The 16,708-nt window shown below is 45.2% G+C and carries 20 protein-coding genes and 2 riboswitches; of the genes, 5 read left to right on the plus strand and 15 right to left on the minus strand.

Going from position 1 to position 16,708, the window contains the following annotated elements; translation table 11 throughout:
• Nucleotides 1–141: 141 nt before the first annotated feature.
• The 4 genes from QUB26_RS23775 to QUB26_RS23790 are packed head-to-tail and all read right to left on the minus strand — an operon-like array spanning nucleotide 142 to nucleotide 1,560.
• Complete coding sequence (locus tag QUB26_RS23775; RefSeq protein WP_333246741.1) at nucleotides 142–648, minus strand: DinB family protein; 507 nt, start codon at nucleotides 646–648, stop codon at nucleotides 142–144.
• A gap of 53 nt (nucleotides 649–701) precedes the next feature.
• Entirely contained in the window at nucleotides 702–983 is a 282-nt protein-coding gene (locus QUB26_RS23780; protein ID WP_333319980.1) for an antibiotic biosynthesis monooxygenase, read from the minus strand.
• Nucleotides 984–1,031: 48 nt separating this feature from the next.
• Nucleotides 1,032–1,394 (minus strand): type II toxin-antitoxin system PemK/MazF family toxin, encoded by a 363-nt coding sequence (locus QUB26_RS23785; RefSeq protein ID WP_333246737.1) that lies wholly within the window; start codon nucleotides 1,392–1,394, stop codon nucleotides 1,032–1,034.
• Nucleotides 1,369–1,560: a hypothetical protein gene (locus QUB26_RS23790; protein ID WP_333246735.1), complete on the minus strand. Its 192-nt coding sequence runs from the start codon at nucleotides 1,558–1,560 to the stop codon at nucleotides 1,369–1,371. The genes QUB26_RS23785 and QUB26_RS23790 overlap by 26 nt, the downstream gene beginning before the upstream one ends.
• A 170-nt stretch (nucleotides 1,561–1,730) precedes the next feature.
• On the opposite strand from QUB26_RS23790, the gene QUB26_RS23795 reads away from it, so the two are divergent.
• Entirely contained in the window at nucleotides 1,731–2,432 is a 702-nt protein-coding gene (locus QUB26_RS23795; RefSeq protein ID WP_333246733.1) for a diacylglycerol/polyprenol kinase family protein, read from the plus strand.
• 157 nt (nucleotides 2,433–2,589) lie between these two features.
• Here QUB26_RS23795 and QUB26_RS23800 read toward each other — a convergent pair whose 3' ends face one another.
• The 8 genes from QUB26_RS23800 to QUB26_RS23835 all read right to left on the minus strand — a co-directional run bounded on the left by QUB26_RS23800 (nucleotide 2,590) and on the right by QUB26_RS23835 (nucleotide 9,839).
• A complete protein-coding gene (locus QUB26_RS23800) occupies nucleotides 2,590–3,438 on the minus strand; it encodes an ABC transporter ATP-binding protein (RefSeq protein ID WP_333319982.1) in 849 nt (282 codons plus the stop codon).
• A 375-nt stretch (nucleotides 3,439–3,813) separates the two neighbouring features.
• Entirely contained in the window at nucleotides 3,814–4,680 is an 867-nt protein-coding gene (locus tag QUB26_RS23805) for a methyltransferase domain-containing protein (protein ID WP_333319984.1), read from the minus strand.
• Between the two features lie 19 nt (nucleotides 4,681–4,699).
• Complete coding sequence (locus QUB26_RS23810) at nucleotides 4,700–5,140, minus strand: hypothetical protein (RefSeq protein ID WP_333246727.1); 441 nt, start codon at nucleotides 5,138–5,140, stop codon at nucleotides 4,700–4,702.
• A gap of 118 nt (nucleotides 5,141–5,258) precedes the next feature.
• A riboswitch (cobalamin riboswitch) is annotated at nucleotides 5,259–5,403 on the minus strand.
• A 38-nt stretch (nucleotides 5,404–5,441) separates the two neighbouring features.
• The gene (locus tag QUB26_RS23815) at nucleotides 5,442–6,020 is read right to left on the minus strand and encodes a Uma2 family endonuclease (RefSeq protein WP_333246725.1); all 579 of its coding nucleotides are present in this window, start codon (nucleotides 6,018–6,020) and stop codon (nucleotides 5,442–5,444) included.
• A gap of 247 nt (nucleotides 6,021–6,267) precedes the next feature.
• Nucleotides 6,268–7,128: an ABC transporter substrate-binding protein gene (locus QUB26_RS23820; RefSeq protein ID WP_333319986.1), complete on the minus strand. Its 861-nt coding sequence runs from the start codon at nucleotides 7,126–7,128 to the stop codon at nucleotides 6,268–6,270.
• A 780-nt stretch (nucleotides 7,129–7,908) separates the two neighbouring features.
• Nucleotides 7,909–8,709, minus strand: a complete 801-nt coding sequence (gene cbiQ, locus QUB26_RS23825; RefSeq protein WP_333319988.1) for a cobalt ECF transporter T component CbiQ — start codon at nucleotides 8,707–8,709, stop codon at nucleotides 7,909–7,911.
• 74 nt (nucleotides 8,710–8,783) lie between these two features.
• Nucleotides 8,784–9,116 (minus strand): energy-coupling factor ABC transporter substrate-binding protein, encoded by a 333-nt coding sequence (locus QUB26_RS23830; RefSeq protein WP_333246855.1) that lies wholly within the window; start codon nucleotides 9,114–9,116, stop codon nucleotides 8,784–8,786.
• 3 nt (nucleotides 9,117–9,119) lie between these two features.
• Entirely contained in the window at nucleotides 9,120–9,839 is a 720-nt protein-coding gene (locus QUB26_RS23835; RefSeq protein WP_333319993.1) for an energy-coupling factor ABC transporter permease, read from the minus strand.
• Between the two features lie 61 nt (nucleotides 9,840–9,900).
• Nucleotides 9,901–10,047: riboswitch (cobalamin riboswitch) on the minus strand.
• 297 nt (nucleotides 10,048–10,344) lie between these two features.
• On the opposite strand from QUB26_RS23835, the gene QUB26_RS23840 reads away from it, so the two are divergent.
• The 3 genes from QUB26_RS23840 to QUB26_RS23850 are packed head-to-tail and all read left to right on the plus strand — an operon-like array spanning nucleotide 10,345 to nucleotide 12,866.
• Nucleotides 10,345–11,043 carry a Uma2 family endonuclease gene (locus QUB26_RS23840; RefSeq protein WP_333246854.1) on the plus strand — a complete coding sequence of 233 codons (699 nt, stop codon included), beginning with the start codon at nucleotides 10,345–10,347 and terminating at the stop codon, nucleotides 11,041–11,043.
• Nucleotides 11,043–11,282, plus strand: coding sequence for a hypothetical protein (locus tag QUB26_RS23845; RefSeq protein WP_333246852.1), 240 nt, complete (start codon nucleotides 11,043–11,045; stop codon nucleotides 11,280–11,282). Before QUB26_RS23840 ends, QUB26_RS23845 begins: the two co-directional genes overlap by 1 nt.
• Nucleotides 11,283–11,291: 9 nt before the next feature.
• Nucleotides 11,292–12,866 (plus strand): FAD-dependent oxidoreductase, encoded by a 1,575-nt coding sequence (locus QUB26_RS23850; protein ID WP_333246850.1) that lies wholly within the window; start codon nucleotides 11,292–11,294, stop codon nucleotides 12,864–12,866.
• Between the two features lie 166 nt (nucleotides 12,867–13,032).
• Here the strand turns inward: QUB26_RS23850 and QUB26_RS23855 are convergent, their stop codons facing one another.
• Together QUB26_RS23855 and QUB26_RS23860 are read right to left on the minus strand one after the other, a co-directional pair.
• Nucleotides 13,033–15,168: a pentapeptide repeat-containing protein gene (locus tag QUB26_RS23855; protein ID WP_333246848.1), complete on the minus strand. Its 2,136-nt coding sequence runs from the start codon at nucleotides 15,166–15,168 to the stop codon at nucleotides 13,033–13,035.
• Nucleotides 15,169–15,183: 15 nt separating this feature from the next.
• Complete coding sequence (locus tag QUB26_RS23860; RefSeq protein WP_333246846.1) at nucleotides 15,184–15,510, minus strand: hypothetical protein; 327 nt, start codon at nucleotides 15,508–15,510, stop codon at nucleotides 15,184–15,186.
• Between the two features lie 97 nt (nucleotides 15,511–15,607).
• Here QUB26_RS23860 and QUB26_RS23865 point away from each other — a divergent pair, with 97 nt between their 5' ends.
• Entirely contained in the window at nucleotides 15,608–16,057 is a 450-nt protein-coding gene (locus tag QUB26_RS23865; protein ID WP_333246844.1) for a hypothetical protein, read from the plus strand.
• 102 nt (nucleotides 16,058–16,159) lie between these two features.
• Here QUB26_RS23865 and QUB26_RS23870 read toward each other — a convergent pair.
• Nucleotides 16,160–16,708: Uma2 family endonuclease (locus QUB26_RS23870; RefSeq protein WP_333246842.1), on the minus strand; the 549-nt coding region annotated here is incomplete at its 5' end.

The raw sequence follows: 16,708 nt of genomic DNA on the forward strand, positions 1-16,708 counted from the left end.
CACTCAAGAATCAGGTCTGAGTGCAACCGGAATTGATATGAATTCTTGATTTTCTTCAGTCTCCCTCTGCTGGGACGAGGGGCAAGTATATACGAGGTTGTAACCGCCGAATCTTCTGGCGTGTAGCTATACAACCAGAAATTATCCGATTGATATAGCCGGTAGCCACGGAATATCTGTAACACCTGGGTCGTAGCCAAGTTGTTTGAGTAGTGTGGTAATTTGCCCTCTATGGTGAGTTTGATGATTGAACATATGTGTCACCAAAACCCAAGTCGGTAGCACGCGGCATTTACCATCTACATTGCTTGTGTACTCAAACGGCTGACTCAACCAGTCAGAATTAAGGTGTCTAGACCATTCTATAATTTGCCGATCCATTGTCTCCCGTTCCGCTCTCAAAGCCTCAAATTCAGCATACAGGTCTTGACCGATAACGATACCCGAAAATGGGTGAAGAGTGAAACGCCCCATCCATGCTTTGTCACCATAGAGTAAGTGATTCAAAGTGCCATGAATCGACTTGAAAAAAGCACCCATATCCTGTTTGCGCTGTTCATCAGGAATAGCCGAGCAAACCGAATATAGATTTTGATTCATCCAGCAATTGTACTCAGCCATTAGCTGGTAGTAGCTACCCTCGTACATACTCAAAACCTAATCACAGAGTTTGAACAACTTACATTATACAAATAGGTCTTTCACAATACTCCTGACTCTAATTGGTTTAGATAAATAAATTCAGGAGCTTTAACTCCCGCTTCTTGTCTAATTTTAACCAGTGCAGGCGACTCAAAAAACGCCCTTGCATCTGTTATTGATGTCCACGCGGAGAAATGAACGATTTTGTTGGGTTCATTGTCATAGTTCAAGACCTGATAGGAGCGTTCTCCAGCTTCTTTTCGGATGCTTTCAGCACGATCGAATACCTGTTTCCAAGCTTCATAGTTTTCTACTTCATGAATGATTAAGACATACTGCATAGCAATCAGATTCTCTGATAATTTCAAAACTAACTTCAATGGTTCGGTTTACTCCTCTTCTTCCTCAGCATTTTTCTCTTTAAATCCCAACCACAAAAGTATTACATCTTCTACTTCGAGCATTTTCTCGCATATCATACTTCCCAATTTGCGTAGAAGCTTTGCATGAGGAATTGTAATCATATTTTGTACGTCAAATACTCCTTCTCGGAGGAACTTATTTTTGACTTTCACCTCAAATCTTGAACCGCGTAAACTTGTTGTATGTGGCACTAGAGTCGCTAATGCCCGGTCTTGATTTAGAGCAGGAATACTCACGACCAAACATGGTCTGACTTTCGCAGTATAACCTAGATCGACTAACCAGATTTCACCACGCTCTGGACTATTTATATACGGATTCTTCCTCATCTAGCTCTAGAAAAAGTCCCTCAGCATTTAGAACTAAATCGTCATCAGATAGGGGCGGAAAGTCTAAATAAACAGTCCGTTTCAAAATTTCCAATACCAAATCTAACCGCTCTGAGTCTGTTAATCGCTCAAAGGTATTCAAAAGTTCTTCTACTAAAATAGTCATAGCTTTTTCCCTAGACTTGCTTATAGCATAGCACAGGTTTTAAGTAGACCAACCTAAAAAGACATAACACCCAGCTCCCCGCAGCACTTTAAGCCTGCGGGGTTATAACCTCGATCGCGCTTTCCACTAAAGTAGTAAACAGTGCCCGATCTAAGTTTTGCCTAAATATCGTGTCTATATTTTCTGAAATTCCGACTGTGTGGCTGCAAATTTCCCTCGTGGGAGTCTGGCTGGGTGTAGTTTTATTGGTAGCTGAGGGGTTAAATCGCTTTACTTCTGTCGATGCTGAGGTATCGCGGAAGATTGTTCACATCGGTACTGGGAACGTGATTTTGCTGGCTTGGTGGCTGGAAATACCCGGTTGGGTGGGGATTTCGGCGGGGGTTTTAGCAGGTGCGATCGCCCTAATTTCTTACCAAGTTCCAATTTTGCCCAGTCTTAACAGTATCAACCGGAAGAGTTGGGGGACTTTTTTCTATGCTGTTAGTATCAGCGTTCTCGTGGCTTGGTTTTGGCCGCTGCAACATCAGGAATACGCTGCTTTGGGCATTTTAGTGATGACTTGGGGCGACGGATTGGCTGCTGTCATCGGCCAGAAATACGGCAAACATATTTATCGAGTTGGGGGAATGCAGAAGAGTTGGGAAGGTTCTGCAACTATGTATTTGGTGAGTTTTGCTGTTAGCAGTTTGATTTTGCTGGCGGTTCAAGGCAATATTTGGCAAACTTGGGCTGTGTCTGCTGTTGTAGCTTTAGTTGCTGCTACTTTGGAGTCGGTTTCCAAGCTGGGAATTGACAATCTGACTGTGCCGATCGGCAGTGGGGCGATCGCCTTTTTCCTAAATCAATTTTTGATGATTGGTAATGTGTAATCTGAACTTCCCGCCACGGGCGGCGTTGCTGGATACAGGTATGAATTCAAGATTTCGCAATTGCTATAAGCCAAGTATGGTGAGTTTTGTAACTTCAAGCGAAAAAGTAATTCATACCGTGAATCAGCAACACCAATTACCAATTGTCTAAGTTCCGTTAAAGCAGGCGACGTGCTTGTAAAATTTGTTGTTGCCATTGCTCGAAAGCGGGGATTTTTGAGCGATCGTCTGTGGGAAACATCGCCCTTATTTGCTCCATCAGCTCGATCGCCAGCGGTACGCCAAGCTGCAATTGTTCCAACACATCCCGCTGAGCAAAAACGCTTTCCGGTGTTCCTTCTAAAATCAATTTTCCTCGATCCATTACAAACACCCAATCAGCCCAGCGGTAGATGAAATCGAGGTCGTGACTTGCTAAAAGGATGGTGGTTCCAGCTTGGTGAATTTGTTGAAGTAAACCGATCAGTTGTCGGGTGTGACGCGGATCGAGATAGGCGGTAGGTTCATCTAGCAGCAGCAGTTTGGGTTTGAGAACCATGATATCGGCGATGGAAACCCGCTTTTTCTGGCCCAAACTGAGATTGTGAATTGGTTCGCGGGCGAGTTCGCTTAGATCGAATTGCTCGATCGCCTGCTGCACCTGTTGAGCGATTTCGGATTCTCTTAAGCCTAAATTGTACAATCCATAGGAAATATCTTCTTCTACCGTCGAAGCTACTAATTGATGTTCGGGATTTTGAAAGACGAGTCCGATTTGTTGGCGCAGTTGCATCAAAGATTTGCGATCGTAGCGAAAGGGTTCACCTTGCCAGCTAATGATTCCCTGTTGCGGTTGATATAAGCCATTTGCTAACAGAAAAAAGGTAGTTTTGCCACAGCCATTTTGACCGATCAGCCCGCAGCGTTTCCCAGCGGGGACTTTGAGATTTAAACCCTGAATTGCCACTCGCGAACCGCAGGGATAGGAGTAGGAAGTGCGATCGAATTCGAGAATCCATTCAGACATATTCGTTATTTTTTATTTTTTATAACCTTGTTCCCAGGCTCTGCCTGGGAATAAATACCCGGAGGCTATGCCTCCAATTACCGATTACCGATGAATGATTACCAATTACCGATTACCGATTTTCATTGTATAGCAATCCTTGCAGGAGTCGTAAACTTTTTACCCCACCCCAACCCTCCCCTTATCAAGGGGAGGGAGTAAGAAATTCACAAAGGAGTCGTAAACTTTTTACCCCACCCCAACCCTCCCCTTATCAAGGGGAGGGAGTAAGAAATTCATAAAGGATTCGTCAACTTTTTACCCCACCCCAACCCTCCCCTTATCAAGGGGAGAGAGTAAGAAATTCACAAATGATTTAGAATTGCTAAATTTGTGTCAGCCTCGATCAGATTTTGACAACTGCCAAAGTTGCATTTCATAACAGAGATGTTGCTCAAAAAGTTGACTTGCCTCCAATCCTTCAACTACCAGCTTCTTGAACCAGCGACGAAATATCCACCGCAGGAATTTGTGGACGGGGGGAACTGTAATCGCAATCAAATCTGCAACATAGATCATTGTATTCAGTCCATATCGGCGGAAAGTATCGACATACAAATCGATTGTTGGCAAAATATGGGCGGAAATATCCTCAGTTTTTACTAAAGTGAATCCAGCCTGGTTTAATGCTGCATGAAGTTCCGTAACAACATGACAATTAGAGAACATTCCCTCTTTATAATTAGCATCAGATCGCAGCATATCAGCCAGCAAAACGTAACCGCCCTGATTGAGGATTTTGGCGGCACCGTTAGCAATATCAACAGCCGACATATACTGGCTACTTTCGCTAAAGAGAATAAGATCGTAGAAATGGGTTGCTTTGAAGTCTTCAAACCTCGTGAGGTGGAAGATTGCCCGATCGCCCGTACACTTAAGAAAGCGCTGTTGTTGGAACGGATCGGGTGCGAGCCCTTCGACTGCAAAACCTCGATCGAGCAAATAAGCCGCATTTCCGCCAATCCCGCAGCCCACATCGAGTATCGTATGAGTGCCTTTGGGGATTGCATCTAACAGTTTTACAGTATAAGCTTGCTGAGCGACGCGCAATCGTGCGATCGTGAGTTCGTCAGCGGGCACAGGTAGGGTTTCCCAATAGCCGTAGTGAAGGTAGGGCGAATCTGTCAAGCCCAAATAGTAATTAAGCGCTGCATTTTGGTAGCGAGTTACTTTAGAAATTTCGATAGATTTTGGCTGCGACATTGGGAAAATTTAGTAAGTTTTAGGATTTAGGGCTGAGTTGAAATTCTTCCCAGCGCTTGCATACCTGTTCATAGCACTCAACCGGAGAAATTGCCAACTTTTGCAACAAATTGATATCAATGTGACCGTGGGCGATCGACAAAAATATAATTGCTTCCTTGGGTTCGTAGCTATCAATGATTTGGAGCAGATTTGAAACAGTATTTTGCTCGATTTCTAGTTGTTGCAAATAAACGGTTGCCTCCAAATCGGAAATAAATTCCAGATCGTACTTGATAGTATCTACGCTCCAATTCACAGAACCGTTAATGGGAGTATTGATTTTGCAAGCAACCAAGCCTCGTCCTTGATGCAAAAAGCCATTCCAAGCAGTATGTCCGATCGACAAAATATTCTGATGAATAAACAAGTTTTGCCAGTAGCCAAAACTACCCTGCCAAACACTATCTTCGATTCGCATTTTTTTAGTTTCCCGCTGCCTAAAATTTCGTTATTGTCGATCGGGAAACGGAGCACAACAGCAGATTATTTGTAAAAATATTGAACTCACCATCATCCATACCTCGCAGATGAAAAACATGATTGTAAACAAATCGGCGGGCATCCTGACTCAGAGATGCAATGATCTCATTACAGTTGCGGGACAGCGCCGGATTCGCACCGAACTTTCCCCCTTACGTCTGATGTGTGTTTTTCATCAGAGCCGATCGATATACGGGAATATTACCACTATTTGGAACATTTGACAAAAAACCGTCCGCCTATTCACCAAACTCCATATTTTCATACAAATCGGCCAGCGAAATTTCCACAGCAACAGATGTTAAACTGAGCCGATCGCCCATACAGCTATATTCCGAAAAAATCCACTTATTCGCATCACTTTTAGAATATTGCTCGACCTGTAGCCGATATTGGTCGATTAATAAATACTCCTGAAAACTAGGAATACTGCGATAAGCAGCAAACTTTTCATCGCGGTCATAAGCTTTGGTACCTTTAGACAGCACCTCAGCAATTAGCAGCGGATTGGTAATTGTATCCGTTCGTCCAGATTGCAGCTCGATCGGGCGCGCTACCACCATCACATCCGGGTAAGTATAATTATTAAGCTGCGGAACCCAAAGCCGCTGATCCGATGCAAAAATACTGTAAGGTTTACCCTTAAGACTCACCCTCAAAATAGCATTTAAGATGCTCGTAATTTCATTGTGATCCGGTGTGCCGCCAGCCATCAGAACAATCTCCCCATTGATAAATTCATGCCGATCCTGAGAATTGATTTCCAATTCTAGATATTCCTCAGCGGTGTAGGTTTTGGTTTCAACTTGCGCGATCATACACAACGCTCTCCTTTAATCTACTCATTTCAGTTTATCTTAAAAATTCTGCTAATTCAACATAAAATTAGATTTTAATCATGCTAAGAAACAGGCAAGATGCCTGTTCCACAAAGAGGGAATTTTCTGGTGGGGCGTGAGTTTGGCATCAAGAACAGGCAAGATGCCTGTTCCACAAAGATTGAATTTTCTTGGGGGGAGTAGGGGTTGGGCATCTTTCCCGCCCGTGCGATCGCACTTAACAAACTTACCGCAGCGGGACGAAGTTATAGCCAGTGCTTCCTCCTTGTTTAACTTGCACTAAAATCGGCTTACCAGCCCGATCGCCCGTGGGCAAAAACTTCACATCCTCGCTCGATCCTGCTGTTGAAAAACTCCGATTTCTGAGTGCTTGTTGCAACCCTTCCCGCGTATTGCTTTGTCGCAAGCCAGCGATGACAGCTTGAGTCGCATCAAAACTCGTTGCTGTTCGCCAATTCACAATGCCTCCCCAACGCTGGCGGGCATTTTCTGGGAAACAGCTACCGGGATTAGTTTCAGGATGCCAGGGAACGGGCAAAACAAGCCCGTCAACGTCTTTTTGTCCGTCTTTTAAAGTTTGAAAGGTGTAGAGCGTAGTGCTGCCGTAGAGTGGCAATTTGCCTCGATTGATGCGAGCCAGAGAAATCGCACGGTCAATGCGATCGATGTGGGGCGCTACCATCAATCCTTGTGCATTTTTGCTGACAGCATCGGCGATCGCACTTTCGGGATTAAAAGAGGGTAAGGAAAAGTCGCAAATAGTGGGAACTAATTTGCCACCAGCAGCAGTAAGAGATGCCACAAATTCATCTTTAAATGATATGTTATCCGGTGCTTGGGAATCATAACAAACCGCAATATTAGTTTTGGCTGCTGTTTTCACTCCATATTCTGCTAAGGGAGCTGCCATTAAGCTAATATTGGGTACTGTCCGAAAGCTGTAGCTGCCAAATCCTGATAGATTATTGGCAAAGCTCGTCTGGCGATCGCTCCTGGTGCGATCGTTGCCGATGTAGATGTAGATGTAGGTGTATTTGAATTTTTGGCATTCAATAAACCGGGAAGGAACTTGTAGGCGCCAAACCAAATTAAGCCGATGGCAATAATAAAAACAATGGGGGGCGGGCTGTTGCTTTTGTTAGTATCTTGATACAGAATTTTTTCTATTTATTTTGATACTGTAATTATTCATTCAACTAATGTTCACGTCAATTCATATAATTCATTAATTAAGTTCATAAAAGTCATACAGCACTTTCCAGGTAAGTGAAGTACAGAGAAACCGGGTTTCTTGAATAAAACCGGTTTCTGGCGAGAAATCCAGAATAAACCCGGTTTCTGGGGTGTACTTTATAAACCTGGAATCCGCTGTATTTGTAATAGCTGTTGCAAGAAGTGCGATCGCCCTTATTCAAATCCGGCCCGCTAAACTAACGAGAATAGGAGAATTATCAACAATATTCCTGGAGGCGCGGGTGTTCAGAAACCGGGTTTTTTGCGAGAATACTTGGTTACAACTCACATCTTGCACCATTCTCAAGAACAGGCTTTCCGGCCTGTTCCACAAGAGATAAATTTTCTTGTGGAACAGGCCGGAAAGCCTGTTCATAAAAAGATTATTGAGAATGCTGCAATATCTCAGTTACAACCCGCAGATTCTGTAAAAACCCGGTTTCTTTGATTGTGATGCGTAACTCCCGTTGATATTAACCACCGCCACCGTCACCGGCACTAATCGTGAATATAATGCAGGACTTACCCACTCCGACCAAAGAAACCGGGTTTTTTACGAAAAGACGCGTTAGATCGCAGATTCGGTCAAAAAACCCGGTTTCTGACCCCCATTCGTCCAGGAATAACAATAAATTTAGCGTTGAAATACCGCGCTTAACAAAGTTAAAACCGTGCAACCAAAAACGGCTTCCAATGTATATCTTCGCGAAGGTTTATAAGGGTAAGAATTCCAAACGCGCAATTCTCCATTAAAGCCGCGCGACGCTAAACTCAACGAAACTTGACGGTAGTTTTCCAAAGTTCGCTGAAGCAATTGCCCGATTAAAATGCTTAAACTCTGCATTCCCCGCTTCCAAGTGCGGTAGCCACAACGCGAGTTTTGGGCTATCCAAAGTTCATCGGCGATCGCCAATAAGCTAAAAATAAACCGATACATTAGTAATAGCAGTTCTGTGACTAACTCTGGACAGCGTAATTGTCTGAGAATTTGCAATATTTCGGTAAAGGGCACCGTCAAGAGGATGAAATACATACAGCTTGTCGATGCGAAGGCGCGGGCAAACAGTAAGCTCACTTGGTATATTCCAGTGCGACTCACATAGAGATAAAAAGTGCCGATGCTAATGCCCCAACCTTGCCAAATATCCCACTGAATTTCCTGGATTTGACCTAACTCAACCGCACCCAGCGCCAAAGCAGGCACACTTGTCAGCAAAAACATCAACGGTAGCGACAGCAACCGCAAATACAGTTTCCCCGGAATACCCGCATAGACGACGATCCAGACGGCCAACCACAGGCCGATCGACAATTGGACGATCGCCCCAGAAACGAGAGACAGAATTAAAAGGGCGATCGCAAAGGATAACTTGTGGATTGGCGGCAACCCGCGCAAGCGATTTGTATAAGCCAGACTATCAATCTGATGGTTCATTCCAAAGTCTTTCAGTCCGCGCAGGCGGACTTTGTATGTGTAGAAGCGAATTCTATTCGCCGTTTATTCGCCATTTATTCCGACGGCGATTCATCATCAGATTTATGAGATTCAGTGCGTCCCTTATAAAGCCCGATCGCGTAGCCAATTACGCCCGATCCTAACGCCGCTTGAGTCGCAAACAGCAAACTTTCAATTTCTCCGCTAGCAGGCTCAAAAAAGTGGTTAAACCAAGGTTGATAGTCCGGTTGAATTTCCGTAATCGCTTTCTGTGCTTCCCCATCCGCTCCGCCGTATTCACCCCGGACAAAAACTAGGGGAATAACGGCAAGCGCGATAACAGCAATTACCAACATCCAATTTTGCCGCGAAGTAGATTGGTGATTTTTTGTAGGCTTTTGACTCACGGCTTATGACTCCTGTCTCAATAATTTCAAAGTTTCCAACTCCGGCTTCCCGTAAGAATGCAGCCAATTCCAGACCAATAGAGTCAGCAATCCCTCACTAATCGCCAGGGGTACTTGAGTAATAGCAAAGATGCCAGCAAACTTGAGAAACGAAGCCATAAAACCGCCACTGGCTGCCGGAAAAGCTAACGCTAATTGAATCGAAGTCGTCACATAAGTCAGTAAATCTGCCAAAGCTGCCGCACAAAAAATTGCCGCCCGCTGGCTACCAGTTCGCAACAGCAATTGATAGATAAAATAGGCAGCGAAAGGGCCGACAATCGCCATCGAAAACATATTCGCTCCCAGGGTTGTCAAGCCACCATGCGCTAACAGTAACGTTTGAAACAACAAAACTAAAGCCCCCAATACAGCCATCACCGAAGGGCCGAACAAAATTGCACCCAAACCGGTACCCGTCGGGTGAGAACAACTGCCCGTTACCGAGGGAATTTTTAAAGCAGAAAGCACAAAAGTAAACGCACCCGCTAAAGCTAGCAATAGTTTAAGTTCCGGGTGTTCTTTTGTAATACGAGTAATCGATCGCAAACCTACTGCAAAAAAAGGCAACGCCACCATCCACCAAAATACAGCCCATTGCACCGGCAAAAAACCTTCCGAAATGTGCATAGCTGCGGCAGGCGTTGCCGTGCCCAGGACAATATAACAACTCAAGCCAGCCATCAATCCCAAGCTGACCAATTTCCGATTTCTGGCCTTCACGCTGAACCTCGCAGATGAGACTATGTAAACTAACACATCGGCGGGCATCCTGACTCAGAAAGCGACAAAACTCTCATTACAGTTGCGGGACAGCGCCGGACTTGCACCGAACTTTCCCCGTTTCCTCTAACGGCTGCTCCCCATTAGAACCGACTGGTTAGACATAGTTTAGTCGATCGTGTAAGTCTCAGCAAATCTTTTACAAAAATTACTTCAGATTAACTAAGGAATGAGAATTAAATAACTTCCACTCTTGAAAGTGGGATGGGCGTCCCGCCCGTCCTTTTTGGACGGGCGGGACACCCATCCCACAATCACAATTAAAATTGTAAGTTATTTAATTCGCGTTCCTAAGTCAAAATTACCTATCATCTTCTCTTCCTTCGCGTCTTCGCGGTTCGTTCCATAAATACTATTGCCCAACAAATCAACGGTATAATATTAATGAGTTTTGAGGAAAGCCGCCATGTTAGATTACAAATTTCCGAGGCACTGGCCCTCAGCCGATGAACTACCAGACTCAGATGAAACGCCTGTGGATAACGAACTGCAAGAACTAATACCAGGGTTGTTAAAAGCAATATTGCTCATACTTTGGGCAGAACGCATGGACTGGTTTTTTGGCATAGATATGGGTATTTATCATCACCCTGACGAACCGCCCATTGTCCCAGATGCTTTCTTAAGTTTAGGAGTAGAACGATTTTACGACGAAGAATTGCGCCCCAGTTACGTGCTGTGGGATGAAAATGTTCTGCCTACTTTTGTGCTGGAAGTTGTTTCCCCAACTTATCGCAAGGAATACAGCACAAAATTGGAGACTTATCAAGCTTTAGGCGTACTTTATTACGTCATTTATTCTTCCCGCCGCCGTCGAAAACCTCATTTGGAAGTACACAAGTTAGTCAATGGGAAGTACGAGTTACAGTCAGGAAATCCAGTTTGGATGCCTGAAATTGGTTTGGGGATTGGTTGTGAAAGGGGAAGTTATTCTGGGGTGACAAGGGAGTGGTTGTATTGGTATGATGCCGATGGAAAACGTTATCTGACACCTGAAGAACAGGTGAAAGAATCAGCGCAGCGCGCCCAACAGGAATCCCAGCGCGCCGATCGACTGGCTCAGCGATTGCGGGAGTTGGGGATAGATCCTGATAATTTGAGCTGATGGCAATCAAGAGTACCAGACGGATCGACTCTAGACGCTCAGAAACCGGGTTTTGCAACCGAGATCGATCGTCCTCAACGAAAGATTTTCTGGAAAAAACCCGGTTGCTGCATCCAGAAATGTGTGAATATTTATCTCAACAATCAGGAAATATCGAGCTAGATTTGGAAAAAACACAGAGTTTGACGGCAAACATTGAGATGCAGCTCGAAAACATGAAAATCAACAGAGGTTATTAAATAATGGTCATGAATCTGCGTTCTTACGATATCATCTGTTTTGGTGATGAAGTTCCAGGAGTTCTAGCTGTTATCTCAGCCTCCAGAGAATATCTTCGCCGCACAAAGCGTTATCCGCGAATTCTACTGATGTCGAAAGCAAGCTTGCAAGAAGGAATTGGCGGGCATTTGGTAAGAGGCGGCCTTGCTTATTTAGATAGAAGTCAGATTAGTGAACAACTTCAACAATCTTTAAAGTTAGATACCTTTGGTTCACCAGCGACAATCTATAAAGAATTCTTACAAAAATCCGGTGTCACCGCAATTGCACTTGACCCCCGCAAAGCCAGTGCAGCCCTGAAAGAAATGCTGGTAAAAGCTGGGGCAGATCTCCTCAGCAAAGTAGAAATTAAATCAGTCACTAAAGAAGGTCAAAAAATTGCCAGTATAACCACCTCTCAAGGCGTAGTTTATGCCGGCAAGCAATTTATTGATGCCACTGTCAATGCCGAATTAGCTCAAGCTGCGGGTGTGAGAAAACTGAAGGGATTTGAAACATTTGGTCTGCCTAACTCAGAACTTCCAGTCACCCTCGTTTTTGAAACCCAAGGACTCAGTGCAAGAGCACTGAAAGAATTCGATTACATTTATCTAAAACGCTTCACAAACCTGGCAGATTCAGAGGGTCAAAAATTTTTGCTGTACGCTGCAGGCAAGGATGCTAAACTAGCAGAAGAACTCCGCCTGGAAATGATTGACACTAGAGGCAACCTCAAAACTCTGTGGGCAGGAAACGATTACATCGATGTTCGATCGCCGGCTCTGTCTGTAGCATATCACTCCTTTAGAGGAACAAAGCTATCTTTTCCTCAAACCGGCATAATTTTAGATGAGGGAAATATAGCAATACTTCCCAATGATAGACTTTCGTGGAATGCGCTGTTATTTGCAGTCACCGCCAGCGAAGCAGAAGCCTTAGCGAGAAGCGGGAGCAAACCCACGGCTAATATGCAAAGAGAGATGTTATTTATTACAACTTGGCTGAGGAGTTTGGGGGCTACTTCTGTTACTTATGCCTCAGAACTTTATATCAGACACGCTGGCAATGTGACGGGAGTTGTAGAACCTTTAACTGGCGCACAAATGCTGTTAGGTGGCGTACCTGCTAATGAAGCCCTGGCAACATTTAGCTATCATTTTGATGTACGGGGAGGCATTCCGGGTATTCGCGACAAAGCAACTAGCGTAGGATGGTTGAAAAGTCTGAGTTTTAAACAGCCTATCTTGAATATTGGCATCCGCCACGCATTAATTAAAAACGTTCCTAACTTGGCAGTGGTCAGTCCGTGTTCGGGATTTGAAGGGTTTGCTTGTTCTGTCGGCAGAATTGTGGAATTCAATGCAGCAGTTGGTCAAGGTGTGGGTATCGCTGCGGTTAATGCCATTCTAAATAACAAAAATCTAGCCGATGTATCTAACCAAGAAGTGAGACAAGTTCTCGCCCAAACAGGCCAGTTACCTAAAATTTTTGGAACTCCCAATAGTGGTGAGGCAATGCTATTGGCGCAATTCGAGACTCTTGCCAGTTCGGATGCTATTGCATAATCTCAATCCCGGTTGCACTCCTCATGATTATTGATTGTTGACTAAGCTGTTGCGGCATTTAAATTGTATGTCAAAAAATAATCAAACTTTTTTGCGGTGTCCCACCCGCCGTGAATATACAATTTAAATGCTCAACTTTATTAGCCTAATCGTTAACAACCAATCCTTACTTTTTCTGCGGGCACTTCGGATGAATCCCCCCCTGCAAACAAATGTAAGCAATTTGACTTTTATCTAAATTCTTAGCCTCCGCAAAATCAACTCCTAGGAATCTACCTGATTTACTACCAGTCGTGGGATTTTGAATAAATTGCTCCGAAGCTGCTTTCGCCAGAAACACCGCGCCTTTAAAATCCGCTCCCGCTAAATTCGCGCCCCGAAAATCAACCGAACTCACCTCTGCATTCCGAAAATTGGCATCTTGCAACCGAGCATCTTTTAAATTCACGTTTGCGAGTTTAGTCGAAGTCAAATTGGCATTTTGTAAGTTTGCGCCGCTCAAATCAGCACCGGATAAATCAGCGCCTTGCCATTCCGATTTAGACAAATTTGTCAAGGACAACTGAGCGCCTTGAGCCTTCACTTTGCCCAAACGTGCACCTGACAAATCTGCTCGCGACAAATTCGCGCTTCCTATATCGGCTCCGGTAAAACGGGCATTTTTTAACAGTGCTTCCTGTAAATTTGCTCCAATTAAAATAGCACTGCTGAAATTAGCTGAATTCAAATTGCCGTTTGACAAATTAGCTTTGTTCATGACAGCGCGCACAAAATTAGTCCCGTTCATTACAGCACTGTTCAAAGACGCCCCGGTCAAATTTACTCCTTCCAAATTAGCGCCGCTCAAGTCAGAAATCCAATCGTCAAATGTACCCGGACGCCTGTCTTCGCCGGTGCCGTAAAAGCGAGCTCCCTGCAAGCTGGCATTGGTTAAATTGGCATTTCTCAACTTAATTCCCGACAAGTCAACTTTGTTTAACACTAAAGTAAACTGAGATGGGCCGGCAGGACTTTGAGCTAAATCCGTGCGGCTCAGATCGACACCGTTGAGTTGGCTGCTATACACTGTGAGAATTTTGCCGATCGCCCTTTGTACTGTTCGCTGGCGGGCGGCCGCTAACTCGCGTTCCGGGGCCTTGCCGCCAAAGCGCAGGGAATCGAGGTCGTTGCTGAGGGCCTGATTCAACCGCTGCAAGTCAGGCAAAGCTTTCGGCCCGCTACTGACTAAAGCTTGCTGGATCGCGTCCAGCATGGCGCGGTTGTCTTCTTGAGCGAGCAAATCCGCTAGCAAGGGTACGGCGCGGGAGTCTTCCACCGCCCCCAAAGCCAAAATTGCCGATCGCCTGCCCGATGCCCCGCTAGCCGATGTGGGAGACAATTTGCTGACTAAAGCCACAAATAATTCGTCGTTCCGCTGCCGGGAATCCCGCATATTTGCTTGACTTTGAGTGTAGATGAGAGTGCCGACAAACAAAGTTAAAATCAATCCGGCGCTGCCGACGGTAACTATTACTAAAGTTGTGCCTGGGTGTTGGCGCATCCAATTCCACAAACTGGCATTTACTTTCAGGCCGCTTTGTGGAGTCACAACCAAAGCCGCAATCTGCGCGTCTTCCTCAGTCCAATCTTGAGTCTTGACAGGATTGGCAGACAGTTGATTCGATCGAGCGTTGACGACCAAAGTATTGGCGAGGCGATCGTGTCCCGCTTGCCGTTTGTAGCGCCACGCAACCGCGCCGTCTGCGAGCACTGCCAAGCCGCTCAACCCCCCTAAAATCAGCAAATCTGGAAACGCACCGCTCAAGCGCCAAATGCCGTAAGCGACGCCCAGAGGCACTCCCCAGCGCCCCAAACTTTCGCGAATTAGCACTTGCCCAAAACCCGGAGGAGTACCCGACGCTGTGACCACTTTGACGCCGAACCAGCGTTTGGGGATAGTTTGACCGGTTCTGGCGAGCAAAAACAGTTGCCACCCCGCTAAAACTGCCGGTGCCAGCAGTGCCCCTGACCAGAATAGATTAGTTAGGGGTGCGACTCTGGGGCTGCGATCGCGCACGGGTATGCCCAAAGTACGGGCGACGGTTTCGGATGCTGCTGCTATGGAGGAATTGAGCGGTACGGTTTGAGATTCCTGGTTGACTAATGCCCCGATACTGAAGGGAACGAGGGCGCTAGCAGCTATTAACGAAATTTCCACTGCCCAAGCGCCGCACCTGCGAACCAGCAGTGGCATTTGCTTGGATTGTGTTTGCCAAGACGGATCGGGTTGATTGATGCCGCTGGGCGCGGTGGGGTTAGCCATATTTAGAAATTCCTATTATTTGTCGTTAGTATTTGAGGACTGGGGGGAAATTGCCAATTTATACGCTATGTACATTAGCACTCCGAGAACGGCAAGAGTCATCAGCGCTGAAATTAGCTGTACGATGCTATTGAAGACTGTCAGGACAATTATCGCTCCGACGGCAAAGGCTGCCACCTGCCCCGGTTTGGGGAGTCTTTGAAACTTGTCCAGTAATTGATTGTATAAGGTTCCGACGGCTTGATATCTGTCTGGATTTTGTGTGATGAGTGGCGATCGTTCTACTTTAGCTTTTAGTTCTCCGAACGCTTGCTGCCAATTGAAGTTATTTTGAGGATTCATAAAAAAATTCGGAAGTTATTTTAGATTAATGTGTTCGGAACCGCAATTATCCCCTACCGTCAAAGAACTAGAACCAAATGCCATTGTGTGAGGAAACATGAAGATAAATTATCCGGGCGATCGCGGCAAACTGTGGTTTAGCTCGATCGTGACCCTAGCCTTGGCAATGATTTTAGCGGATGCCGGTGCCCTTCGGAGCCAACCGCTACAAATTGCTCCGGGATTTCCCGAACCGCTGGGAGTTTCTGGAGTTTCCGGCGGCCCGAACAATAGCGGCGACTGCGGTTTTGTCTCCCAAGCACCGAACCACGTCATTGAAGTAACGCAGGATTTGCCTTACTGGCGGATTGCAGTACAAACTGCTGGAGCTCCGAGTTTGATGATTCAGGGGCCGAGGGGGCGTTTCTGCGTCCTGCCGGCGAATGCTGCTGCGGGGAATGTAGAATTTTCCGGTTATGGGGACAAGGGGACTTATGTTATTTTTGTGGGCGATCGAGCTCAAGGTCAACACCCTTACTCTCTCTCTATTTCTCAAAAGCGAAATTAAAAATAAAACGGAATTAGGACGCTTGCTGTGAGAAAATTGCTTTTTGGCGATCGTAAATAAGCCGGATTCCTTACAGCAAGTCCGTGGAAGACCGATTTCATATCAATTTTGTATTTGGTCTTTAACCCACTTGCGAAACAATCTGAGAGTTTGACTCGTGCCCACTGTTTGGCTTTGTTCGCAATATTGAGAAATAGCTTCAATAATTGGCAGATTTGGAAAAGTCGGACTAATTTCCGATTCAACATATTTCCCATTTTGAAGCACATTAATCAGAAGCTTTTTATTTTCATAGCGCCAGATTTCAGGTACTCCCAAAGCTTCGTAAGCATCGAGTTGAGTTTTGGAAGTTATATCGACTTCAATAGCTAAGTCAGGCGGCGGATCGACAGTTAAGTCTATCCGCTTTTTGCCAATCATTAGAGCATAATTCTGAATGTAAAAACATTCATCAGGCTCAATTCCTTGTAACATACTTTTTCGCTTGAAAGTCGTCGAACCAAATGGTTCAAAGTCGATTTCTAGTTCCTCAAACAGAATTTTCACTAAATAGCCAATAATGATTTTAGCTTTCGGGAGCATCCCGGTTTTGTAAATGGTTAAAAGTATGATAAGAGCCAAAATTTTTCGCCCTCCGCTATATGATAGAAC

The sequence above is a fragment of the Microcoleus sp. B4-C1 genome, from assembly GCF_036705285.1.
Lineage (GTDB): Bacteria > Cyanobacteriota > Cyanobacteriia > Cyanobacteriales > Microcoleaceae > Microcoleus.